Annotated in this window: 22 protein-coding genes; 19 read left to right on the forward strand and 3 right to left on the reverse strand. The window is 37.6% G+C overall.

From position 1 onward, the window contains the following. Nucleotides 1-150 precede the first annotated feature (150 nt). Nucleotides 151-684: a biotin transporter BioY gene (locus tag I2F76_RS01745; RefSeq protein WP_049488208.1), complete on the reverse strand. Its 534-nt coding sequence runs from the start codon at nt 682-684 to the stop codon at nt 151-153. Nucleotides 685-890: 206 nt separating this feature from the next. Between I2F76_RS01745 and I2F76_RS01750 the strand changes: the two genes are divergently transcribed. The 5 genes from I2F76_RS01750 (at nt 891) to I2F76_RS01770 (ending at nt 5,489) form a co-directional block, all read left to right on the forward strand. Beyond that, nucleotides 891-1,430: a hypothetical protein gene (locus I2F76_RS01750; protein ID WP_049488209.1), complete on the forward strand. Its 540-nt coding sequence runs from the start codon at nt 891-893 to the stop codon at nt 1,428-1,430. A 135-nt stretch (nt 1,431-1,565) separates the two neighbouring features. Further along, the gene (locus tag I2F76_RS01755; RefSeq protein ID WP_037607818.1) at nt 1,566-2,246 is read left to right on the forward strand and encodes a response regulator transcription factor; all 681 of its coding nucleotides are present in this window, start codon (nt 1,566-1,568) and stop codon (nt 2,244-2,246) included. Further along, nucleotides 2,230-3,600 carry a sensor histidine kinase gene (locus I2F76_RS01760; RefSeq protein WP_003017452.1) on the forward strand — a complete coding sequence of 457 codons (1,371 nt, stop codon included), beginning with the start codon at nt 2,230-2,232 and terminating at the stop codon, nt 3,598-3,600. The genes I2F76_RS01755 and I2F76_RS01760 overlap by 17 nt, the downstream gene beginning before the upstream one ends. Nucleotides 3,601-3,615: 15 nt before the next feature. Beyond that, nucleotides 3,616-3,996 (forward strand): VOC family protein, encoded by a 381-nt coding sequence (locus tag I2F76_RS01765; RefSeq protein ID WP_049498864.1) that lies wholly within the window; start codon nt 3,616-3,618, stop codon nt 3,994-3,996. A 110-nt stretch (nt 3,997-4,106) separates the two neighbouring features. Beyond that, the gene (locus I2F76_RS01770) at nt 4,107-5,489 is read left to right on the forward strand and encodes a polysaccharide deacetylase family protein (RefSeq protein ID WP_195487104.1); all 1,383 of its coding nucleotides are present in this window, start codon (nt 4,107-4,109) and stop codon (nt 5,487-5,489) included. A 42-nt stretch (nt 5,490-5,531) separates the two neighbouring features. On the opposite strand, the gene I2F76_RS01775 is transcribed toward I2F76_RS01770, so the two are convergent. Both I2F76_RS01775 and I2F76_RS01780 read right to left on the reverse strand, forming a co-directional pair. Continuing rightward, the gene (locus tag I2F76_RS01775) at nt 5,532-6,617 is read right to left on the reverse strand and encodes a DEAD/DEAH box helicase (protein WP_195487105.1); all 1,086 of its coding nucleotides are present in this window, start codon (nt 6,615-6,617) and stop codon (nt 5,532-5,534) included. Continuing rightward, the gene (locus tag I2F76_RS01780; RefSeq protein ID WP_195487106.1) at nt 6,614-7,594 is read right to left on the reverse strand and encodes a Gfo/Idh/MocA family protein; all 981 of its coding nucleotides are present in this window, start codon (nt 7,592-7,594) and stop codon (nt 6,614-6,616) included. Before I2F76_RS01780 ends, I2F76_RS01775 begins: the two co-directional genes overlap by 4 nt. Nucleotides 7,595-7,733: 139 nt before the next feature. On the opposite strand from I2F76_RS01780, the gene galE reads away from it, so the two are divergent. The 14 genes from galE (at nt 7,734) to I2F76_RS01850 (ending at nt 22,267) form a co-directional block, all read left to right on the forward strand. Further along, a complete protein-coding gene (galE, locus tag I2F76_RS01785; protein WP_070589288.1) occupies nt 7,734-8,750 on the forward strand; it encodes a UDP-glucose 4-epimerase GalE in 1,017 nt (338 codons plus the stop codon). Between the two features lie 161 nt (nt 8,751-8,911). Next, the gene (locus I2F76_RS01790; protein WP_070589286.1) at nt 8,912-9,610 is read left to right on the forward strand and encodes a glycosyltransferase family 2 protein; all 699 of its coding nucleotides are present in this window, start codon (nt 8,912-8,914) and stop codon (nt 9,608-9,610) included. Nucleotide 9,611: 1 nt separating this feature from the next. Continuing rightward, a complete protein-coding gene (locus I2F76_RS01795; RefSeq protein ID WP_070589284.1) occupies nt 9,612-9,953 on the forward strand; it encodes a DUF2304 domain-containing protein in 342 nt (113 codons plus the stop codon). Beyond that, nucleotides 9,946-11,205 carry a lipopolysaccharide biosynthesis protein gene (locus I2F76_RS01800; RefSeq protein ID WP_195487107.1) on the forward strand — a complete coding sequence of 420 codons (1,260 nt, stop codon included), beginning with the start codon at nt 9,946-9,948 and terminating at the stop codon, nt 11,203-11,205. The genes I2F76_RS01795 and I2F76_RS01800 overlap by 8 nt, the downstream gene beginning before the upstream one ends. Nucleotides 11,206-11,209: 4 nt before the next feature. Then, nucleotides 11,210-12,364 carry a glycosyltransferase gene (locus tag I2F76_RS01805; protein ID WP_195487108.1) on the forward strand — a complete coding sequence of 385 codons (1,155 nt, stop codon included), beginning with the start codon at nt 11,210-11,212 and terminating at the stop codon, nt 12,362-12,364. Further along, the gene (locus tag I2F76_RS01810; RefSeq protein WP_195487109.1) at nt 12,361-13,875 is read left to right on the forward strand and encodes a DUF2142 domain-containing protein; all 1,515 of its coding nucleotides are present in this window, start codon (nt 12,361-12,363) and stop codon (nt 13,873-13,875) included. Before I2F76_RS01805 ends, I2F76_RS01810 begins: the two co-directional genes overlap by 4 nt. A gap of 90 nt (nt 13,876-13,965) precedes the next feature. Continuing rightward, nucleotides 13,966-14,910: a glycosyltransferase family 2 protein gene (locus tag I2F76_RS01815; protein WP_070589274.1), complete on the forward strand. Its 945-nt coding sequence runs from the start codon at nt 13,966-13,968 to the stop codon at nt 14,908-14,910. Further along, nucleotides 14,888-16,129 (forward strand): beta-carotene 15,15'-monooxygenase, encoded by a 1,242-nt coding sequence (locus I2F76_RS01820; RefSeq protein ID WP_195487110.1) that lies wholly within the window; start codon nt 14,888-14,890, stop codon nt 16,127-16,129. The genes I2F76_RS01815 and I2F76_RS01820 overlap by 23 nt, the downstream gene beginning before the upstream one ends. A 64-nt stretch (nt 16,130-16,193) precedes the next feature. Continuing rightward, entirely contained in the window at nt 16,194-17,045 is an 852-nt protein-coding gene (gene rfbD, locus I2F76_RS01825; protein ID WP_045764001.1) for a dTDP-4-dehydrorhamnose reductase, read from the forward strand. Between the two features lie 107 nt (nt 17,046-17,152). Continuing rightward, entirely contained in the window at nt 17,153-18,301 is a 1,149-nt protein-coding gene (cps2T, locus tag I2F76_RS01830) for a beta 1-4 rhamnosyltransferase Cps2T (RefSeq protein WP_195487111.1), read from the forward strand. Further along, the gene (locus I2F76_RS01835) at nt 18,298-19,239 is read left to right on the forward strand and encodes a glycosyltransferase family 2 protein (RefSeq protein WP_195487112.1); all 942 of its coding nucleotides are present in this window, start codon (nt 18,298-18,300) and stop codon (nt 19,237-19,239) included. The genes cps2T and I2F76_RS01835 overlap by 4 nt, the downstream gene beginning before the upstream one ends. Then, nucleotides 19,239-20,045 carry an ABC transporter permease gene (locus tag I2F76_RS01840; RefSeq protein ID WP_003003247.1) on the forward strand — a complete coding sequence of 269 codons (807 nt, stop codon included), beginning with the start codon at nt 19,239-19,241 and terminating at the stop codon, nt 20,043-20,045. The genes I2F76_RS01835 and I2F76_RS01840 overlap by 1 nt, the downstream gene beginning before the upstream one ends. After that, nucleotides 20,045-21,256: an ABC transporter ATP-binding protein gene (locus I2F76_RS01845; RefSeq protein ID WP_070589264.1), complete on the forward strand. Its 1,212-nt coding sequence runs from the start codon at nt 20,045-20,047 to the stop codon at nt 21,254-21,256. The genes I2F76_RS01840 and I2F76_RS01845 overlap by 1 nt, the downstream gene beginning before the upstream one ends. 9 nt (nt 21,257-21,265) lie before the next feature. Beyond that, nucleotides 21,266-22,267 (forward strand): glycosyltransferase, encoded by a 1,002-nt coding sequence (locus I2F76_RS01850; RefSeq protein ID WP_070589262.1) that lies wholly within the window; start codon nt 21,266-21,268, stop codon nt 22,265-22,267.

Below are 22,267 nucleotides of genomic sequence, written 5' to 3' on the forward strand. Positions count from 1 at the left end.
GAAGGAGGATCTATGTTTTTCATCATTAAAACAGTGTTCTCTTTAAAAGGAGTTCAATTGAAAAGATTTATACATGTATCCCTATAACAAAAATCAACATCTGTGTTCAGATGTTGATATTTTTAATATATCCGCTAAGCCCTTTGTATCTTATTTGAAATACCAGTGGTGTTTAAGGCTGGCGAAAATCGCCTTGCTGGTGATCGTAATGATGATCAATTTGATGAGGTCAGCAAGGATAAAGGGAGCAACGACCAAAGCAAATGCTTTTTGGAGATCAGTATGCGTAACCAGCATAAAGCCGATAGCTCCTGATACAAAGAGGAGAGCACTACTGAGGAGATTGGCAAAAAAGATAGTGAAAATGCTGGATTTAGCATTGGTAAATAGAGATGTGATCCATGCTCGGAATGGGAAGAAGAGGAGGAAACCAGCAGTAGGGCCAAGGAAATGCGAAGCGCCACCAGCACCGCCAGCAAATACTGGAAAACCTAAGAAGCCTAAAAGCAGGTAAAGGCAGACTGTGACAAAGGCATGGCTGGGTTTATAGATGGTCCCGATGATCCCGATTATGAGTGTCTGTAGGGTCAAAGGAATTGGTCCAAATGGAATGGTGAATTGAGATAGGACGGAGATCATGGCCACTCCAATGGAGATGAGAACTAAGGGAAAGATTTTCTTCATATCAGTTAACCTCTTGTTTATTTTATGGTAACTATTCTACAATAAGAGGCTAAACCTGTCAATGGCCCACGCTTATTTTAGGATTTTTTAAGTAAAAATTTAGGCAGGCTTAAGACTCTTGAAGTATAATCGCCATACTTAAAGGATCGAGCTCCCTTTAAAATTTAAAAGACAAGTACTTGTAAAAAAAGATAAAAGGTAAAAAGATGAATCAAAAAGAAACAAAACAAGTAGTCGAAACGCAAGAATCAAAAGAAAAAATGGTTGTCCTAAAACGAAGTCCTAAGTGGTGGATTGGCATGGCAGCAGTTGGTGGATTGTTGGTTGGTGCTGGAAGTGGCTTTGGTGTCGGAGTCATCGCCTCTCAATCTTCCAATAACCAACAATTTTCTCAACCAGTCCAAACGGGTCAAAACCAAGGATCCAATCAGCAACAAAATAGTCAAAATGGCCATGCTTCACAAGGAAACCAGCAAAATGGTGGCCCACAGGATGGCGGACCTCAAGGCGGTGGTCCACAAGGTGGTGGCCAAGGCCAAGGTGGCCCGCAAGGAGGTGGTCCTGGTCAGATGCCGCAAGAAGGCAATGGTGGCCCACAAGGGAATGGTCCAGAAAATGGCATGAACCAATCTAGCGGACAAGAAGGGAACCAGGGTTCCTCTAAAAAGTCCAATAAGAAGAATTCAAAAAATAAAAACAAGACGAGTGATAGTCAAAGTAACAAAGAAAACACGACAAATTCATAGAATTAGCCTTCCTCAGGCAGGCTGAGTTTGATCATAAAACCAGGTTCTAAACTATAGGAAATGAAGGCAAGTCGTGTTATAATGGTTAAGAATAGATTAGAAAGACTCACTCACGAAAGAGAAGAGGATACGACAATGATTAAAATTCTATTGGTCGAAGATGACCTTGGTTTGTCAAATTCAGTATTTGATTTTTTAGATGATTTTGCGGACGTCATGCAGGTCTTTGACGGAGAAGAAGGTCTCTACGAAGCAGAAAGTGGAATCTATGATTTGATTTTGCTGGACCTGATGCTTCCTGAAAAAGACGGATTCCATGTCTTGAAAGAATTGCGTGAAAAAGGCGTGACAACCCCTGTTTTGATCATGACAGCCAAAGAAAGTCTGGATGACAAGGGACACGGCTTTGAGCTGGGGGCAGACGATTACCTCACCAAACCTTTCTACCTAGAAGAACTCAAGATGCGGATTCAAGCCCTCTTGAAGCGCTCAGGAAAGGTCAATGAAAACACCCTTAATTATGGCAATTTGAAGGTCAACTTATCTACCAATTCGACTTATGTGGATGGAAAAGAAGTGGAACTTCTTGGGAAGGAATTTGATCTCTTGGTCTACTTCCTTCAGAACCAAAATGTCATCCTTCCAAAGACACAGATCTTCGATCGCCTTTGGGGATTTGACAGTGATACGACTATCTCTGTTGTTGAGGTCTATGTTTCAAAAATCCGTAAGAAATTAAAAGGTACCGATTTCGTTGAGAGCTTGCAAACATTGCGCAGTGTGGGGTATATCTTAAAAGATGCTAACCAGAATTAAGAAAACTGTCGGAGAAGATGATTTTTCCTACTTCATCCGATATTTTGGGCTCTTTACCTTGATATTTTCAGCCATGACCTTGATTATCATTCAGGTTATGCGCTCGAGTCTCTATACAACTGTCGATGAGAACCTCAAGACTTTAAGTAAGGATCCTTATTCGCTAGCGGCTATTGCTTATCGGGACCAGCGACAATCGAAAGATAAGGATAATGATGAAGATCCTGAGGTGATGATCCCAGATCATGATAAATCAGAACCCAAAGGAGATGTCACATCCAATACCACTGTTGTATTGCTCAACAGAAATTATGAAAATCTGACGACAGGCAACGGATTTTTAAACTTTAAATCTGTCACTTTTGGCCGGAAGTTGCTCAACAAAGTTTCCCAGCTCCAAATTACAAATAGCTACGGGAAAAAAGAAAGTTACCGGGCTTATATGACTGATTTGGGATTGACTGATGATGGGGGAAGTGACGTTAAGTATGCGGTTATCATGACTAATATTAGTCAGTTGGAGCAGACGAGTGAAGAGCACGAAAGTCAAATCGCTCTTGTCATGATCTGCTTCTGGGGAATTTCTTTGTTTGCTAGTCTTTTCCTAGCACGTCTCAGCGTTAAACCCCTTCTTGAGAGTATGCAAAAGCAAAAGGCTTTCGTAGAAAATGCCTCCCATGAATTGCGGACGCCTTTAGCAGTCCTCCAAAATCGCCTCGAAACGCTTTTTAGAAAACCTGAGGCAACCATCATGGAGTCAAGTGAGAGTATTGCATCCAGCTTGGATGAAGTTCGAAATATGAAGCTCTTGACCACCAACCTTCTTAATATTGCCCGGAGGGATGATGGCTTGAAGCCAGAGATAGAAGAAATTGAGCCAAGCTTTTTTGATCAGACCTTCTCGAATTTTGAGATCATTGCGGAAGAAAATGGCAAATTCTTCCAGGGGGACAATCAGGTGGACAAGGTCATTTGTTCTGATAAAACGCTCCTCAAGCAGTTGATGACCATTCTCTATGACAATGCCTTGAAGTACACCGACGAAGATGGTGAGATTCAGTTTGAAGTCCAGTTGAAGGACAAAAATCTTCTTTTGAGAGTACTGGATAATGGACCTGGTGTTCGAGACGAGGACAAGAAACGGATCTTTGATCGTTTTTACCGGGTGGATAAAGCCAGAACCCGTCAAAAAGGTGGATTTGGTTTGGGGCTATCTTTAGCCAAACAAATTGTAGAGGCTTTTAAGGGAACCATTCAAGTTAAAGATAATAAACCAAAAGGTTCCATCTTTGAAGTAAAATTATCCATCAAGACGGAAAGTCGTAAAAAAATCGTTCATAATTTAAAAAAATAGAAAAGAGGAACACTTATGAGTTCAAAAATGTTGCACACTTGCCTTCGTGTGGAAAACTTAGAAAAATCAATCGCTTTTTACCAAGATGCTTTTGGTTTTGAAGAAAAACGTCGGAAAGATTTTCCAGACTACAAGTTCACGATTGTCTATTTGTCCTTGCCTGGAGATGACTATGAGTTGGAATTGACTTATAATTATGATCATGGTCCATATGTGATTGGAGACGGCTACGCACACGTTGCCTTGAGTACTCCTGATCTAGAAGCTTTAAATGCCGAACACAAGGCTAAAGGCTATGAAGTGACGGAACCAAAAGGTCTTCCAGGAACGCAACCGAATTACTATTTCGTTGTAGATCCAGATGGATATAAAGTAGAAGTCATTCGCGAAAAATAAGAGTGATTAAAATTAGGGGCCACTGCCGGTGACGACAGTCGCCCTCTTTTTTATGAAACCATTTACAAAAAAGGAATGTTTTTTCGATAGAAATTTGCTATAATAAAGTTATGAGATTCAAACACACGAAAACTATATTATTAATCATTACAAATCTCCTTTTACTGAGTCTTTTGTATATCGGCTATCAAAAGATTCAAAGGGTTCGTGAACAAAAAGCCTATCAGGATCAGTTTGCTAAGGTCACCCAACTAGAGAAAAGCTCTGAAAAAGGGAAAGATGTTCAAGTTCAGGAAGGGATTATTGGGACATCTTATGTGACCACTTATTATCCTACTAAGGATGGACAAGCTGTTGAGATTATTAAAGAGAAGATTCAAGAAGATCTTCAGCGTCTAGGATCCGATGAGAAAACCAAAGAGCCTAAGCATTTGACCTTCTACCATAGTGAAGAAGCAGAAGCGCCTTTTGTTGGCTATCATCCTATCCAAATCAAACGGGTTGAATACCAGTATAAAAAAGGAAAATTCATCAAAGATGAGACCGTGAAACTACCTCTCTTCTACGTGGATGATGAGAACCACCCTCTGACCCTCAGTCAGGTTTTTGCGGATCCAGATGGAGCCAAACAGATCTTTTTGGAGGAATTGCGAGGGAATCTAGACTTTCGTCAGTTGGATGAGGAAAGCATTGATCAAATGGTCGCCCACTTTTCAGGGTTGGATTTGAGCCAATGGGAATTCCAATATGAAAAAGGGAATTTTACCATTCCATTTCCAAGCAAGGTTAAGGGAGATGATACCTTCACTGTTCCCTTGTCTAAATTCTATGATGTGATTGATACAGAGCGCTTGCTTCCTGACGATCTAGCTTCTTACCAATCCTATATTGAAGAACGCCACCGTAAGATGATTGCCCTGACTTTTGATGATGGACCAGATCCAACGACGACCCCTCAGGCGCTAGCCATCTTAAAGAAATACAATGCCAAAGCTACCTTCTTTATGGTTGGAAAAAATGTCAGTGCGAATCCTGATATTGCTAAGCAAGTCCGCAAAGAAGGTCATCAAATCGGGAACCATACCTGGGATCACCCTCAATTGCCAAAATTGAGCTTGGATAATGCCAAAAAAGAGATCTTGGATACCCAAGAAGCTATTCAAAAAGCGACAGGCGTTCAAACTAAGATCACGCGTCCTCCGTATGGAGCCATCAATAACGCCATCCAATACAGTGTAGACCAGTCCTTCATCATGTGGGATGTGGATAGCCTGGATTGGAAAACTCATAATACGACGGCTATTCTCAATGAAGTGAAAAAAGAGGTCAAACCGGGTTCGATTATCCTCATGCATGATATCCATCAAACCACGATTGATGCTCTTCCGACCGTCCTTGACTACCTTAAATCACAAGGTTATACCTTTGTAACGGTAGATGAATTGTTGGATTATCAACTTGAAAGTCATCGCATTTATTACAATGGAAATTAACTAAAAAATCCTCTGCAGTAAATTTACTAGCAGAGGATTTTCTTATTCATTTAAAAATAGTTCGGAATTTTTTAAAACAAGTTCACGGACAGAAGCGTATTTTTTCAAGGATTTGAGTTCTTCTGGGTGGGTGATAAAGGTGATCACATAGCCCTCACGCCCCATTCGACCTGTTCGACCAGCGCGGTGGGTATAGGTCTCTACATCACGGGGGATATCATAGTTAATCACACATTCAAGATGTTCAATATCGATTCCACGAGCGACCAAATCGGTGGCCAGTAAGAGGGTTAGCTGATGGTCTTTGAAGCGTTCCAGGATGACCTTGCGGTATTTAACATTGACATCACTAGCCAGCGACACGGCCTCAACACCCCGGTATTGTAGTTTTTCTTCAGCACTACCTAGATCAGATAGGCTGTTGAAAAAAGCCAGACCACGAAAATCTTCAACGTAGGCGAGTTTGCGGAGCAATTCGACCTTGTCACGCCGATCCACTTGCATATAAAAATGTTGGATATTGTCCAAAGAAACTCCATCAACCGTCATGCGAAGAGTATTCTCTTCTAGCTGATCTGGATCGACCCTGGCTGTGGCGCTCATATAGATATGTTGGTGGTCGCGGGGAGCATAGTGGCTGATCTTGTCGACGAAGTGGTACTGAGAATCACTCAGTAATTGGTCAAATTCATCTAAAATGATGGTTTCCACATTCATCATTTTGATCTTTTTCAGCTTGATCAGTTCAAAGATCCGACCAGGCGTCCCAATTAGAATTTCAGGTCCTTTTTTGAGGCGTTCGATTTGCCGTTTTTGACTGGATCCTGACAGGAAGAGTTGGGTCTGGAGCCCAAGAGGCTCTGCCCATTGCTTGGTGACATCAAAAATTTGTCCTGCTAACTCTGTATTAGGAGCTAGAATCAAGAGTTGTTGGGCTTTCTTCGGTTTGAGTTTGAGCAAGCTTGGAAAGAGGTAGGCAAGTGTCTTACCAGTACCGGTAGGACTGATCCCAAGGACATTTTCTCCTTCATAGATAGGGGAGAAGATCTGTTCCTGAATTTCAGTGAATGTATCAAATCCGAGTGTTTCTAACTGGTCTTTCCAGCTTTGTGGAAATTGTTCTTTCATTCTTTTTCATCCTTAAATTGTATTCCAGCGCTCTGACGCATCTGGTAGAGGGTTTCATGGACCTGCGCAGCCGTTTGTAACCATTCGAGATAAGCAGACGGCTTTTGATGAGCGATGGCAAGGGCAAAGGCTTCCGCCTCTTCTTGCATTTGGTGTGGGCAGGACTGGATCGGAAGGTCGATGACTTCACCAGAATGGCTGACAAATTGGGCCTGGTTAATGGCTGCCACAGCATTGAGAGTTAGTGTTCCAGTCTTGGTGTAGATTTCAGCAGGTAGATGGCTGGTGATATTTTTCCCCGCCTGAATGGCAACCTGAAAATCTGGATAAATCAAGACACCTTGACCATAGAGATCAACCGAATTGGGTAATTGCTGAGCGGTGTAGTGGCTGGAGATTGGAGCTCCAAAGAAGCCGATCGCCAAGTAGAGGCAGTAGACTCCCAGATCCATCAAGGCTCCACCTGCATAGACATCTGAGAAAATATTGGGCATCTCACCTGCAAGAAGGGCCGGCAATTTAGAAGAATATTTGGCAAAGGTGAAGTTGGCGCCCAGTATTTCCTGGTTAGAGAGGAAGTTTTTAACTACTTGAAAGGCTGCTTCTTGATAATTTCTGGCAGCTTCAAAGAGATAGACCTGGTGCTCATTAGCGAGCTTGACCAGTTCCTTCCATTCAGAAGGTTTGGTCACAGCCGGTTTTTCAATGATGACATGCTTCTTGGCTAGAATAGCAAGCTTGGCCTGAGCGAAATGAAGGGAATTGGGGCTAGCAATGTAGACCACATCCAGCTCACTGTCTAAGAAGTCGATGAAATCCGTGTAGCAAGAGATCGCCCCATAAGGCTCACAAAACTCTTGAGCCGTCTTCATCTTTCTCGAATACACAGCCTGCAAGTGATAGTGGCCCGTCTGATGAGCAGCTGTAATAAATTCATGTGAAATCCAACTCGTACCAATAATTCCCAGCTTTAACATAAGGTGTCCTTCCGTCATCGATTCACTCTATTATACCATGAAAAGGGGGAGGGGCGGGGTGAAAAATGTAGGGCAAGTTTTGAAATTATTACTAAAATATGGGATAATTAAGGTAATTTATTTAAATGAGGAAAAAATAATGAAACAAAAGATTTTAGTAACAGGTGGAGCTGGATTTATTGGTTCCCATACACTAATTGAATTGACTAAAGCCGGTCATGAAATAGTTGTGGTAGATAACTTTGTAAATAGTAGTAAAAAAAGTATCCAAGAAGTTGAAAAGATTATTGGTAAATCTATTGCATTATACGACATAGATGTTCGAGACAAAGAGAAGTTATTGGAAGTATTCGTAAAAGAACAACCTACAGGGGTGATTCATTTTGCCGCATTAAAAGCCGTTGGGGAATCGGTTCAAATCCCTCTCACATATTATGAAAACAATATAACCGGAACATTGACCTTGCTTCGAGTTATGGAGGAAGTCCAATGTAAGAACATTATTTTTAGCTCGTCAGCGACTGTCTATGGTGATCCACATACTGTCCCTATCTTAGAGGATTTTCCGCTATCAGTAACCAATCCATATGGGAGAACAAAGTTGATGATTGAAGAGATGCTTCAAGATATATACAAGTCAGATTCTTCCTGGAATATCGTGCTGTTACGCTATTTCAACCCAATTGGTGCTCATGAAAGTGGGAATATTGGTGAAAATCCAAATGGAATCCCAAATAATCTTTTACCATATGTAACACAGGTAGCAGTTGGAAAGCTAGAATATGTTAATGTGTTTGGTAATGATTATCCAACTCCAGATGGAACTGGAGTCCGCGATTATATCCATGTGGTTGATTTAGCAAAAGGGCATGTGGCGGCATTAAGGAAACTTGAAAAAGATTCAGGGTTAAATATATATAACTTGGGTACTGGTAGAGGATACTCTGTTCTTGAAATCATTCAAAATATGGAAGATGTGGTAGGAAAAACAATTCCTTATAAGATTGTTGAGAGACGTGCTGGAGATATTGCAACCTGTTATGCAGATCCATCAAAAGCAAGTGAGGAGTTAGGTTGGGAAGCTCAATATGATATTCATCGCATGTGTCAAGATGCATGGAGATGGCAAAGCAAACATCCAAATGGATTTGAATAATAACAAAGTTTAAAGAATTGCTTGATATTTATAACTAATATCGAGCTTTTTTATGCTTACAACAATTGTTATTGTTGGTATAAAGTTCTGAGATTAGTGGATAAAATATTTTGGTTATTGTATAATGGATAAAAAAGAATTTTAATGGAGGAAGAAGGATATTGAAATCCTCAGATTTATTAATTATTATACCTGCATATAATGAGGAAGGTTCGATTCAGTCAGTAGTAAATAATATTATTCAAAATTATTCTCAGTATGATTATGTAATTATCAATGACGGTTCAAGAGATCAAACCTCAGAAATTTGTCATAACAATGGTTATAATATTATTGATTTACCAGTCAATCTTGGACTAGCTGGAGCATTTCAAACTGGATTATTGTATGCTTACCAATACGGTTATGAAAAAGCGGTGCAATTTGATGCAGATGGTCAGCATCTTCCAGAGTATATTGCTGCTTTAGAAGATGGAATTGATAAAGGAAATAAAATGGTCATAGGTTCTCGCTTTGTAACAGAGAAAAGACCAAATTCGTTTCGTATGTTAGGGAATACCCTTATAAGTTTTGCTATTAAATTGACCACTGGAAAAACCATTAATGATCCGACATCTGGAATGAGAATGTTTTCAAAAGATTTAATACAAGTTTTTGCAAAAAATATCAACTATGGTCCTGAACCAGATACTGTTTCTTATCTATTAAGAAATGGTGTTCCAATTTCAGAAGTTCAAGTTCGAATGGAAGAGAGACAAGCGGGAGAAAGTTATTTAACTTTTTCACGCTCTATTAAGTACATGATTCATATGTTCGTATCTATTCTATTCATTCAGAATTTTAGAGAGAGAGGAAAATAGAATGTCAATCTGGTTTCAAGTTGTATTAGTTGTTGTTTCATTGGGAACATGTGGGTTTATTCTCCAGAACATCAGAAAATCTCGTGTACAGATTAATGATGCCTTGTTTTGGATCTTCTTTTCATTAATTTTATTAGTTTTTAGTATTTTTCCAAAGTTAGCAGAGTTTATCGCAGCATCCTTAGGAATTGCATCTGCTGTTAATTTTATTTTTCTTTTTATTATTTTCTTGTTATTAATGAATCAGTTCCAATTAACTGTACGGTTGTCAAAGTTAGATACCAAGTTTAAAAATCTTGTCCAAGTTATCGCTTTAAACAAAAATGAGGAGAAAGATGAATAATACTCCTTCTCAAAAAAGTATTTACATATGGAACCTGCTAGGAAATTTTGCGGCAGCAGCAGTCTCGGTATTATATTTGTTAGTTGTATCTAGAATGCAAACCAGTGAGGTGGCAGACCAATTTAGTCTAGCTACCTCAATTGGTAATTTATGGATCATTATTGGGCAATTTCAAGTTCGTAACTACCAAGCAACAGATGTTAACTCAGCTCATCCCTTTTCAGCTTATTTTTTCACAAGATTACTAACGGTTATCTTAATGTTGATTAGCTTATTTCCCTATCTGTGGTCAATAAACTATGATTTCACTAAAAGCTCTGTGATGATCATTTCTTGGATTATTGTGTACCGTGTAGCGGATGCTTTTTCGGATCTATTTCAAGGTTATTTTCAACAACATGGTCGTTTAGATATTGCTGGAAAAGCTATGGTCTATAGATATATTTTAAGCGTCCTCATTCTTTTATTTGGGCTCTTATTGTCTCATTCTATAGTTTTGACTCTGATGGTCCTAGCTTTCATCAATCTGTTTTTTGTATTTGTTTATGATTATGCCCATTTCAAATTGTTTGATAGGTTGAGTTTGAGTCATATTTTTTCAAAAAATATTTTTGATGAATCTATAAAAATTATTAAAGTTTGTTTTTCTTTATTTATTTATGGGTTTTTATTGACACTTGTTTTTAATGAGGCGAAGTTATCGATTTCTGGTGCTTATGCTAAGGGTATAGTAGAAACTGGTGCTCAAAGGGATTACAACATCCTGTTTATGCCAGTATTTTTTATGAGTCTTTGTATTTTGGTAGTAAGACCTCTCATTACTCAAATGGCTGAACTGTGGCAGAAGAAACAGTTTCAGATGTTTTACAAAATGTTCTTCAAAATAGTGCTTTTTACTCTCTTAATAGGGATAGTTATTACTTTTTTTGCTTATTTAATTGGTGTCAATGTTCTTAGTTTAATATTTGGAATAGATCTATTAAAATATAAGATAGAACTGACTATTCTCGTTTTTTCAGGTGTCTTATATTCATTTTCAATTATCCTCGAAAATATCTTAATTATCATGAGAAAACATTATTATTTATTATCCGTGTATACCCTAATGTTTATCATTACTAAAATGATAACCAGTGAGCTGGTTAATAAGTATCAGATTATGGGAGCTTCTATTAGTTTTTGCATTGCTATGTTAGTTTATATAATGGGAAGTTTTACAATCTTTAGTATTATAAAATCAAGAAAGAAATAGAAAAATGACAAGAGATATTATTTTTGTCACTCACCATTTAGGTGGAATCGGTGGTGTTCAGCGTGTAGTTGATCAGCTCGCTACACGTTTTGCTGAAGATGGAAACAAAGTGACGGTTGTCGGCTGTGCTGTTCAATCACAAGAAAAGTATGAGAAGGTACAAAAGAATTATCATGAAATTCTTCTATATCAGGAGGATATTTTCTTTGAAAAGCCGTGGTTATTCTTAAAAGAAAAGTATTACTCAAAAAAATTAGAAAAAGAATTAACTGTACTTTTGTCACAATCAAAGAATCCAATGGTCATTTTAGCAAACCCAATTGTTTATCTTTTGATGGAAAAAAGTTTGAAGAAATTTTCTAATTGTGCTTTCTTCATTGGACAAATGCATTCTTCTGCTGATTTTGTATTGGAATGTAAGGGAATTTATAAAGTTTATCCATATATTATTAAAAATAAATATCCGAAATTGGATTGTATAATGTTCTTATCGGATTCTTATTCGGAAGTGATTAGCAATCATTACAATATTCCATTGGAAAAATTTGTTGCGATTACAAATCCTCTGCCTAGATATATAAAAGTATCAGAGGTGTTAGATAAGGAGAAGTCAAAAGTGATTTCTTTTGTGGGCAGACTAGATCCAGTTAAGCAAATTGATCATCAAATTAAGGCCTTTGCACAAGTGGCTGGTGAATTTCCTGATGTTAAGTTTAATATTTACGGATCTGGTAATTTGAGGGAAACTCTCCAATCGCTCATCAATCAATTAGGAATGACAAAGCGTATTATCTTAAAAGGGAAAACAACTCAGGTTAAAGAAGTTTATCAAGAGTCATTGTTTACCTTATTAACTTCTAAATCGGAAGCATTTGGTATGTCGGTTGTTGAGTCAATGGTTTTAGGTACTCCAGTATTAACTTATAATTGTTCACAAGGAGTTGCTGAACTTCAAACTGCTACGCCTGAGATGCTCTTTGATCCAAGTATTGAGGAGTTAGCAACTAAAATGCGGTATTTTCTAACCAATCCTGCTTTTCTAGAGGACATTGGAAGAAGAGGACGTAAATATGTTATAGGGACTTATGCAGAGGATATTATCATTCAAAAGTGGTATGATCTGTTTCAGCAGTTAGAAGAAAAGAAAGGTGTTACATGACAAATCTACTTTTTAAAAATGGTTCAGATTTCTTTCAAAATATTTGGCAAAAGAAATTTTATATTTTGCTTATCTGGTTTCTGATATTTGGAACGTATTTATATTTCGATGGTCCATTCAATAATGCGCCAATTAAAACATTTGTTATCATTGGAGGAATTTTCACCCTTCTATCGCTAATAAATATGAAGTTATACAATAAAATTTTTTCAGTAGTTTTATTTACTGGACTAATTTTTTGTGTCTATACCCCGAATATGGATACACCAGATGAAAATTTTCATTATTCTAGAGCTCTCTATATTAGTAATGGACATTTATATTTACCTTCATCAGTAGAAGAGATGAAGGTTTCATCGGATATATCTGAAGTTGAAGAAGAATTTAAGAAGCCTTTATTACAAACTGATTTGGAAGAAAAACAATTATCTGACAAACAGGTAGTATATTCTAATTTAGGTAATACCAATGGCTATTCATTTGTAAGTTATTTACCCCAAACATTAGGAATTCTTATCGCGCGTCTCTTACATTTAAGTGTATTGGGTTCAATTTTTTTAGGTAGGTTTTTCAATTTACTAGTTTTCGCCTTGCTTGTTCGTCTTGCTATAAAAAAAGCTGGTGATAAGCAGTTGATTTTTTCCCTACTAGCGATTATTCCTATTAATATTTATATTGCTGCATCATTCAATCAGGATGCATTTGCTAATGGTCTTATCTTTTTAGTTATCGGTTTATTCCTTTCCTATTTTGAAAAAGATAAAGTCAGTAATAGGGATATATTTTTCTACAGTATCCTTTGTATTTTAATAGCTTTTTCAAAATTGCCATATGTGTTACTTATTTGTTTGTTGGTCTTTTTGCCAAAAGAAAAACTTAATAAAAAACAATATCTGCTAATTGCCGGATCCATTCTTATGGTCGCTCTAACGAGTGTGATTTGGTTGAAAGTAACAAGTGGCATAAATGCAACAGTTGCGCATCCAAATCCAGCAGTTAATCCAATGAAAAAGATTATATTTACCTTGCATCATTTTTCTGACTTCACGAGAATGATGATTAAAGAGGTTGTGAATTTTATTCCATTTAAATTACAATCATTATTTACTTTTGGTTGGTTGACTTATGATGCGAAAGCTTTTATGTGGTTTTATTTAATTTTCATTTCAGTTACACTATTTATACTTCCAAATGGGAAACCGCTTAAAACTTTTGCGAAGTTTGGGGTAGTTCTCGTCTCGATGGGGATTGTTTTTGGAATTCTAATGACAGCCTATCTAATGTGGGGTGAGGTTGCTGATATTTCAATTAAAGGAATTCAGGGGAGATATTTTGCGGGGATTTTTGTTCTCCTTGGTTGTATAACGGATTTTTCAAGAAGACTGTTTTGGAATCAGAATAGAACAGAATCTATTGAATATGATAAGAACAAAGTAGAATATAACTATACTTACATTGCTTCTTTGTTTATTCTTGTCTCAATTATTACAACCATTAGTCAATATTATTAAATTGTTGTTTTACAATTCAATTAAGTGATATACTAGGGGAAACCCTAGTTTTTTGTTACAATAGAAAGTGAATAAGTCAAGGAGTAAGAGATGACCATATCAGTTGTAGTCCCATGTTTTAACGAAGAAGAATCGATTCCATTGTTTTATCGAGAGATGGAACGCGTTCGGATGGAGATGGGAGAAAAGTTTGAATATATTTTTATAAATGATGGTTCGTCAGACAGGACGCTATCTGTTCTACGTAAGCTACATGTTACAGATTCGAATGTGCACTATCTTTCCTTTTCACGGAACTTTGGGAAGGAAGCAGCTCTTTATGCTGGCCTCCAACATGCCACAGGTAATTATGTAACAGTCATGGACGTGGATCTACAGGATCCTCCAGAACTATTGATCGAAATGAAGCAGAAGTTGGAGGAAGATCCGGATTTAGACTGTGTCGGAACGAGACGCGTAACCCGTGATGGGGAACCACCGATTCGCTCTTTCTTTGCACGGATGTTTTATAAATTGATCAATCATATTAGCCAAGTGGAAATGGTCGATGGAGCGCGTGATTTCCGTTTGATGCGTCGCCCAATGGTCGATGCCATTATGGAGTTATCCGAGTACAATCGTTTTTCAAAAGGGATTTTTGCTTGGGTAGGATTTGAGACAGAATACCTCGAATATAAAAATGTAGAGCGCGTGGCAGGAGAGACGTCTTGGAATTTTTGGTCTCTCTTCAAATACTCGATTGAAGGGATCGTTAACTTCTCAGATGCCCCACTAAATATTGCCTTTATTGGTGGTCTTCTATCTTGGATCTTGGCCTTTATCATGGTGGTTCTAATTGTGATCCGTACACTAGTCTTTGGAGATCCGACTTCTGGTTGGCCATCTCTTATGACAGTGATTCTTTTCCTTGGGGGCTTCCAATTGCTAACTATTGGGATTTTGGGTAAATATATTGGCAAAATTTTCATGGAAACCAAGAAGCGTCCAGTTTATTTGATAAAAGAGAAAAGTGATGAAAAGACTATTAAAGATTAAAAAAGTATATTTTGGTTTATTTTTGGTTTTTGTTTCAGCTCTATTTGCTTACAGATTCTACCAGGCAAATAGTGTGTATCCTGTTGGAGATCAGACGGGGTTTATCGTTCATGCTCAACAAATAAATTTTAATTATCTATATTTCGCAATCTTTCGATATATGACTTGGAGTAGTAGATTGCTAATTGAATCTGCTACCATGTATTTTTCTTTACATGAATTAATATTTATATTTTCAGCATTTTTGGCAACACTTTTTTTATTGATATGTAGTCGAAAACTTTGTCCTAACTTTCCTCTGTTACCAGGTGTGTTGCTATTTTTGTTTTTTCCTAGGACACTATTTGTTAGCGCAGGTGCTATTCCTACCTATACGAATTATATTTTTCCGGCTTCTCTGCTAATTTTTTCTTTATATTATAGAACCTCAAAATACATTTTGGTCAAAGTTTTGAGTATGATATTTTTTGTCTTTTCAATTATGCAAGAGCAATTAGCTGTTTATTCTTTTTTGTGGCTTTTATTCGAATGTGTCAGAGATTTAAAAAATAAATCTTTAAAAAAGTTTGATATAGTTTATTTAAGTTTTAGCATTTTGGCTATTTTATCTGTTAAATTAAGCCCTGGCAATTCTATTCGAATAATGCAAGAGACTCAAAATTGGTTTCCAAATTTTAAAAATTTAAATATAATTCAAAAAATTTCATTGGGTATTCTAGAAACAGGCGAGAATTTATTAACAATATCAAAACCATATTTATTTATTTTATTTTTCTTAGTCTTAATTTTGATTATTTCATTATTAACTAAAAGAGTATTATCGTTTATATTGAGCATATTTGTTATTTTACTTTTGATTGCAAGTAAGTTAAAATTTAATTTATCCCTTTATAAAATATTTTTGATTAGTAAGAATGCAAATAAGACAGGGGTGTTTGTTAATAATATTGAGAATTATAGTGCAGTATTTATCTACTTACTAATATTTATTTTTATTCTTCTTTCGTTATATTTTGTTGTAGATAAAGAAAAGAGGATATGGTATGTTTATTTATTAACTATTGGAATGGTTGGAAGAATGTTAGTTTCATTTTCTCCAACGATCTATGCTTCAGGAGCAAGGACACATCTTCCTGTAATGATAAGTCTTTTTATTATTTCTTGCAATTTGTTAAGTGATATCATACCACTGTTAACTAGGAAAAGGTGTGTTGTTTAAAAGCAGAAAACTTCTGCTTTTTTTGCTATAATGATAGGGATAAAGCAATTGAAAGGAACCTAACATGATTTTAATTACAGGAGCAAATGGTCAACTTGGAACAGAGCTTCGCCATTTGTTAGATGAACGAAATGAAGAATATGTAGCTGTCGATGTAGCTGAAATGGACATCACAAATGCAGAGAAAGTTGACGAGGTATTTGCGGAAGTAAAACCAACCTTGGTATATCACTGTGCTGCTTACACAGCTGTTGATGCTGCTGAAGACGAAGGAAAAGAGTTGGACTATGCCATCAACGTGACTGGTACGGAAAATGTAGCAAAAGCATCTGAAAAACACGGTGCAACTTTGGTTTATATCTCAACCGACTACGTTTTTGATGGGAAAAAACCAGTGGGACAAGAATGGGAAGTAGACGATCAACCAGATCCTCAAACTGAGTACGGTCGTACGAAACGTATGGGAGAAGAATTGGTTGAGAAGCATGTGTCTAACTTCTATATCATCCGTACAGCTTGGGTTTTCGGGAACTACGGTAAGAACTTTGTCTTCACCATGCAAAACTTAGCCAAGACACACAAGACTTTGACCGTCGTTAATGACCAACATGGTCGTCCAACCTGGACACGTACTTTGGCCGAGTTCATGACTTATTTGGCTGAAAACCGTAAGGAATATGGTTATTACCACCTATCAAATGATGCTGAAGAAGATACAACTTGGTATGACTTTGCCGTTGAAATCCTCAAAGATACGGATGTAGAAGTGAAGCCAGTGGATTCCAGCCAATTCCCAGCTAAAGCGAAACGTCCACTGAACTCAACGATGAGCTTGGCTAAGGCTAAGGCTACAGGGTTCGTCATTCCAACTTGGCAAGATGCCTTGAAAGAGTTTTACAAACAAGAAGTGAAATAAGAGAAATTTGAAGCGACCCTTGAGGGTTGCTTTTCTGTTTGGATTAGGCAAAAAGCCTAGAAAATGGTATAATTGAATAGACTGTAAATTGTTAGAAAGGGAACTCTATGCAACATGTTTTTATTATTGGAAGTCGTGGGCTTCCGGCTCAATATGGCGGTTTTGAGACTTTTGTGGACCAATTGGTTTCGCATCAAATGTCTCCAGATATCCAGTACCATGTTGCCTGCCTTTCTAATGATCAAGCTTATCAACATTTTGACTACAAGGGTGTCGATTGTTTTAGGATTAAAGCACCGAAACTTGGGCCAGCTCGCGTCATTGCCTATGATATGATGGCCATCAACTATGCCTTAAAGGTCATTAAGAAACAAGGAATTAAAAAACCTATTTTTTATATCTTGGGCAATACAATTGGAGCCTTTGTGGCACCTTTTGCGCGCAAGATCCATAAATTGGGTGGACGATTCTATATCAACCCAGATGGACTGGAGTGGAAGCGGGCCAAGTGGGCCAAGCCGATCCAAGCCTATCTCAAGTATTCTGAAAAGATCATGACGCGCCACGCAGATTTGGTGATTTCTGACAACCCTGGTATCGAGTCCTATATCAAGGAAGCCTACCCGTGGTCTAAAACGACCTATATTGCCTATGGGACGGACTTATCTCCGACCAGTCTGACCAATCAGGACAGGAAGGTCAGAGAACTCTATCAGAAGTGGCAGACACAGGAGAAAAACTATTACTTGATTTTGGGTCGCTTTGTTCCAGAAAATAATTACGAGACTGCCATTCGTGAATTTATGGCCTCTTCCTCCAAGCGGGATTTGGTGATCATTTGTAATCATGAAGGCAATCCTTATTTTGAGGAGCTCCGAGTTCGAACTGGATTTGATCAGGATCCACGCGTCAAGTTTGTAGGAACGGTCTATGATCAAGACCTCTTGAAATATATCCGTAAAGAAGCCTTTGCCTATATCCATGGTCATGAAGTGGGAGGAACAAATCCAGGTCTCCTAGAGGCTCTCGCTCAGACGGATCTGAATTTGGTTTTAGGCGTTTCCTTTAACCAAACGGTCGCAAAAGACACAGCCCAATATTGGACTAAAGAAACTGGGAATTTGGCGAATTTGATCAACCAGGTTGATTCTTTAAAAGATGTAACTGAATGGGGTCAATTAGCCAAAGCCAACATGAAACAAAACTTTACCTGGGAAAAAATTGTAGGTGAGTACGAGGAATTATTCTTATCATGAAAGTAAATATCTTGTTGTCCACCTACAATGGTGAGCAGTATCTAAAAGAGCAGGTCAAAAGTATCCAAGACCAGACCTATCAGGACTGGCAACTCTTGATTCGGGATGATGGGTCAAGAGATGGTACGGTAGAGATTATTCAAGAGCTAGTAGCTCAGGATGAGCGCATTCGCTTTATCAACCAAGGAGCTATCGAAAATCTTGGTGTTATCAAGAGCTTCCATGCCCTTCTGAAATATGAAAAAGCTGATCTTTATTGCTTCAGTGACCAAGATGATGTTTGGCTACCAGAAAAGATTGCCCTTCAAGTAGCAGAAGCAGAGAAGCATCCTCAAGAAGTGCCTTTGCTGGTCTACACAGATTTAAAAGTGGTCGATGAAAATTTGAATGTGCAGCATGAGAGTATGATTCGCACCCAGTCTGATCATGCCAATACAGAATTGATTCAAGAGTTGACGGAAAATACGGTAACTGGTGGGGTAGCCATGATTAACCACGCGCTGGCTGACTTATGGACGGGTCAAGAAAAACATGCACTTCTTATGCATGATTGGTATTTGGCCTTGTTGGCAACTGCATTTGGGAAGCTCATCTATATCGATCGGTCAACAGAATTGTACCGTCAGCACAGTAGCAATGTTCTGGGGGCTCGTACCCTTAGAAAACGGGTTAAAAATTGGGTTCGCCCTCATATTCTTTTTGCTAAATATTGGAATCTCATTGAGTCCAGTCAAGAACAAGCAAAAAATCTATTGGATCTGCCTGTCAGTTCCCAAACTAAAGAAATCATTGAAAACTTTGTCACCATTATGGATGTTCCACTAAAAGAACGTTTGAGACGGATTCGTCAGTATGGTTACCGGAAGAACCGAGCTTTTCATACGGTTGTGTTTACCAGCTTGATTCTGACAAAGTTTGCATATCGAGGTAAAAAATAATGTTTGACGTTTTTAGTCAGAAAAATCGAATTTTATTACGAGAATTAATCAAAACAGACTTTAAATTACGCTACCAAGGATCAGCGATCGGTTATCTTTGGTCCATTTTAAAGCCCCTGATGACCTTTACGATCATGTATATTGTCTTCATCCGATTTTTACGTTTGGGTGGAGATGTTCCCCATTTCCCAGTTGCCCTCTTGTTGGCCAATGTAATCTGGGGCTTCTTTTCAGAAGCTACATCTATGGGGATGGTGTCGATCGTTAGTCGAGGCGACCTGTTGCGGAAGTTGAACTTCTCCAAACATATCATTGTCTTGTCTGCGATTTCAGGAGCAGCCATCAATTTTGTTATTAACCTTGTAGTGGTCTTGATTTTTTCATTCTTTAATGGAGTGACATTTTCTTGGACAGCTTTGATGGTGATTCCGTTGTTCTTTGAGTTGTTCTTGATGGCGACAGGATGCGCATTGATCTTAGCGACATTTTTTGTTCGTTTCCGCGATCTTGGACAAGTCTGGGAAGTACTCTTGCAAGCAGGCTTGTATGCGACGCCAATTATCTATCCGATTACCTTTATTGCAGACCGCAATCCATGGGCGGCTAAGTTGGTCATGATGAATCCTTTGGCTCAAATTATTCAAGACATGCGTTACTTCTTGATTGATAAGGCTAACACCCCTGTCTGGCTTTTGGTGGAAAATAAGTTCTTGGTTTTGATTCCTTATGTTTTACCAATTCTTATTTTTGTTGCTGGCTTTGCTTACTTTAACAAACATGCTAAGAAATTTGCGGAGATTCTCTAATGACAGATAAACAAATTGCAGTAAAAGTAGACCATGTCAGCAAGTACTTTAAGTTGCCAACAGAGGCAACCAATAGTCTTCGAACTGCCCTGGTCAATCGCTTCAAAGGAATCAAAGGATACAAAGAACAACATGTGCTTAAGGATATTTCTTTTGAAGTAGAAAAAGGAGACTTTTTCGGGATCCTCGGAAGAAACGGTTCTGGAAAATCGACTCTCTTGAAAATTATTTCTGAAATCTATGTGCCAGAAAAAGGTACCGTCACTATTGATGGGAAACTGGTGTCTTTTATCGAGCTTGGAGTGGGCTTTAACCCAGAACTGACAGGTCGAGAAAATGTCTATATGAACGGGGCTATGCTGGGCTTCTCAACAGCTGAAATTGATGCCATGTATGATGATATCGTAGACTTTGCCGAGTTGCATGAATTCATGAACCAAAAGCTTAAGAACTACTCATCAGGCATGCAGGTTCGTCTGGCCTTTTCGGTTGCCATTAAGGCCCAAGGGGATATCTTGATTTTGGACGAGGTCCTAGCAGTAGGAGATGAGGCCTTCCAGCGCAAGTGTAACGATTACTTCCAAGAACGCAAGAAATCAGGGAAAACCACTATCCTAGTTACCCATGATATGGGAGCCGTTAAGAAATATTGTAACAAGGCTGTTTTGATTGAAAATGGTTTGGTGAAGGCATTGGGAGCCCCAGAAGATGTAGCAAATCAGTATAGTGTTGATAATGCGACTACAAGTAAACATCCTGAGAAAACTGACGATCGTAAGAATCATATTAGTGTAGTAAAAAATCTAAAAGTCAAAATGATTTCGGATCAAGTTATCCATCAGAACGATATGGTAGAATTTGAAGTTTCTTATGATTTAGAAGAAGATATAGTTACTTACTTAGTTTTCTCTATGACAGATATTGATAGAAATATTTGGATTTATAATGACAACACTTATGATTTTCCAACAACATCAAAGGGACACAAGATTTTTCGATATAAATGTAGTTTAAATGCAATCAATAATTTAAAATTAAAATTACAGGTCACTATTTTGGGAGAATCACGTGAAATGTTAGCTTTTGCAACAGAAGCTAACGCACCTCTAATTGTAATGAATCGAACGGATATAGCAAATGATGATTTTTCAGCTATGGACTCTTCTTCTGGGTTAATTCAGAGAAATGGGAAGTGGGATATTATCGAATAGGTGATTATTATGAAAGATTCAGTGGTAACAATAGTTTGTACGAGTTACAATTATAGTCAATATATTTCAATGGCTCTAGATAGTTTTTTGTGCCAAGAAACAGATTTTCCATATGATATTCTAGTTGTTGATGATTGCTCAACAGATAATTCAAGAGAGATATTATTAGATTATAGGGATCGATACCCAGATAAAATTTCTCTTGTATTTAATGATCGGAACAAAGGATTAACTAGAACTTGGATTGATATTTGTGATCAGGTAACAGCGAAGTATATTGCAAGATGTGACGCAGACGATTTTTGGATTGATTCAAAAAAATTACAAAAACAATTTGATTTATTAGAATCAAATGAAAACTCTAAGTGGTGTAATACAGAATTTAATATTGTGGATGAAGACAATAAGATTATCCACGAAAATGTTTTTAAAAATGGTCCTATTGCATATGCAAATACATATAGTAAAATGTTAGCCACGAAAGGTATGACATTACCTTCGTCGTGGATGATTGAAACTGAATTAATGCAAAAAGTAAATCACATGATAGCACCGGATTCTGTAGATGATGGTTTCCCAATGCAGTTGGAATTCTTTCATCTGACAGAACTTACATTTATTGAAGATGCAACTGTTGCGTATAGAATGTCAAGTAATTCAGATTCAAGACCAGTAGATCCTGTCAAAATGAAATATAGGATTGATGGTTTATTAAAAACACAATTAGAGTATCTAAATAAGTACCCTGAACAGGATATTTTAGACATTGCAAAAATACAAGCCGAACATGATGCAAAGCAAGAATGGCGGATTTTTGAAATGGGAAACTTAATCAATCATCTTCAAAAAGATTTAGAAATTTCAATAAATAAACTGGATGAATTATCTCAAAACGTACAAGAATTGATTCAAAAAAATGAAAAATTATCTCATGAATACAATTCCGTCATCCATTCTCGCCGTTGGACCATTCCAACAAAGATCTTGAAATTCTTAAGAATAAGGAAATAA

Source organism: Streptococcus parasanguinis (genome assembly GCF_015557775.1).
GTDB classification, from domain to species: domain Bacteria; phylum Bacillota; class Bacilli; order Lactobacillales; family Streptococcaceae; genus Streptococcus; species Streptococcus parasanguinis_AA.

What these genes read in the sequence shown, in the direction of transcription:
- I2F76_RS01835 (WP_195487112.1), top strand. Translation starts at nt 18,298, where the DNA reads ATGAAAGTAAATATCTTGTTGTCCACCTACAATGGTGAGCAGTATCTA.
- I2F76_RS01800 (WP_195487107.1), top strand. Translation starts at nt 9,946, where the DNA reads ATGAATAATACTCCTTCTCAAAAAAGTATTTACATATGGAACCTGCTA.
- I2F76_RS01850 (WP_070589262.1), top strand. Translation starts at nt 21,266, where the DNA reads ATGAAAGATTCAGTGGTAACAATAGTTTGTACGAGTTACAATTATAGT.
- I2F76_RS01780 (WP_195487106.1), bottom strand. Translation starts at nt 7,594, where the DNA reads ATGTTAAAGCTGGGAATTATTGGTACGAGTTGGATTTCACATGAATTT.
- I2F76_RS01810 (WP_195487109.1), top strand. Translation starts at nt 12,361, where the DNA reads ATGACAAATCTACTTTTTAAAAATGGTTCAGATTTCTTTCAAAATATT.
- cps2T (WP_195487111.1), top strand. Translation starts at nt 17,153, where the DNA reads ATGCAACATGTTTTTATTATTGGAAGTCGTGGGCTTCCGGCTCAATAT.
- I2F76_RS01760 (WP_003017452.1), top strand. Translation starts at nt 2,230, where the DNA reads ATGCTAACCAGAATTAAGAAAACTGTCGGAGAAGATGATTTTTCCTAC.
- I2F76_RS01775 (WP_195487105.1), bottom strand. Translation starts at nt 6,617, where the DNA reads ATGAAAGAACAATTTCCACAAAGCTGGAAAGACCAGTTAGAAACACTC.
- I2F76_RS01770 (WP_195487104.1), top strand. Translation starts at nt 4,107, where the DNA reads ATGAGATTCAAACACACGAAAACTATATTATTAATCATTACAAATCTC.
- I2F76_RS01745 (WP_049488208.1), bottom strand. Translation starts at nt 684, where the DNA reads ATGAAGAAAATCTTTCCCTTAGTTCTCATCTCCATTGGAGTGGCCATG.
- I2F76_RS01765 (WP_049498864.1), top strand. Translation starts at nt 3,616, where the DNA reads ATGAGTTCAAAAATGTTGCACACTTGCCTTCGTGTGGAAAACTTAGAA.
- I2F76_RS01820 (WP_195487110.1), top strand. Translation starts at nt 14,888, where the DNA reads ATGAAAAGACTATTAAAGATTAAAAAAGTATATTTTGGTTTATTTTTG.
- I2F76_RS01815 (WP_070589274.1), top strand. Translation starts at nt 13,966, where the DNA reads ATGACCATATCAGTTGTAGTCCCATGTTTTAACGAAGAAGAATCGATT.
- I2F76_RS01845 (WP_070589264.1), top strand. Translation starts at nt 20,045, where the DNA reads ATGACAGATAAACAAATTGCAGTAAAAGTAGACCATGTCAGCAAGTAC.
- I2F76_RS01840 (WP_003003247.1), top strand. Translation starts at nt 19,239, where the DNA reads ATGTTTGACGTTTTTAGTCAGAAAAATCGAATTTTATTACGAGAATTA.
- I2F76_RS01795 (WP_070589284.1), top strand. Translation starts at nt 9,612, where the DNA reads ATGTCAATCTGGTTTCAAGTTGTATTAGTTGTTGTTTCATTGGGAACA.
- galE (WP_070589288.1), top strand. Translation starts at nt 7,734, where the DNA reads ATGAAACAAAAGATTTTAGTAACAGGTGGAGCTGGATTTATTGGTTCC.
- rfbD (WP_045764001.1), top strand. Translation starts at nt 16,194, where the DNA reads ATGATTTTAATTACAGGAGCAAATGGTCAACTTGGAACAGAGCTTCGC.
- I2F76_RS01805 (WP_195487108.1), top strand. Translation starts at nt 11,210, where the DNA reads ATGACAAGAGATATTATTTTTGTCACTCACCATTTAGGTGGAATCGGT.
- I2F76_RS01755 (WP_037607818.1), top strand. Translation starts at nt 1,566, where the DNA reads ATGATTAAAATTCTATTGGTCGAAGATGACCTTGGTTTGTCAAATTCA.
- I2F76_RS01750 (WP_049488209.1), top strand. Translation starts at nt 891, where the DNA reads ATGAATCAAAAAGAAACAAAACAAGTAGTCGAAACGCAAGAATCAAAA.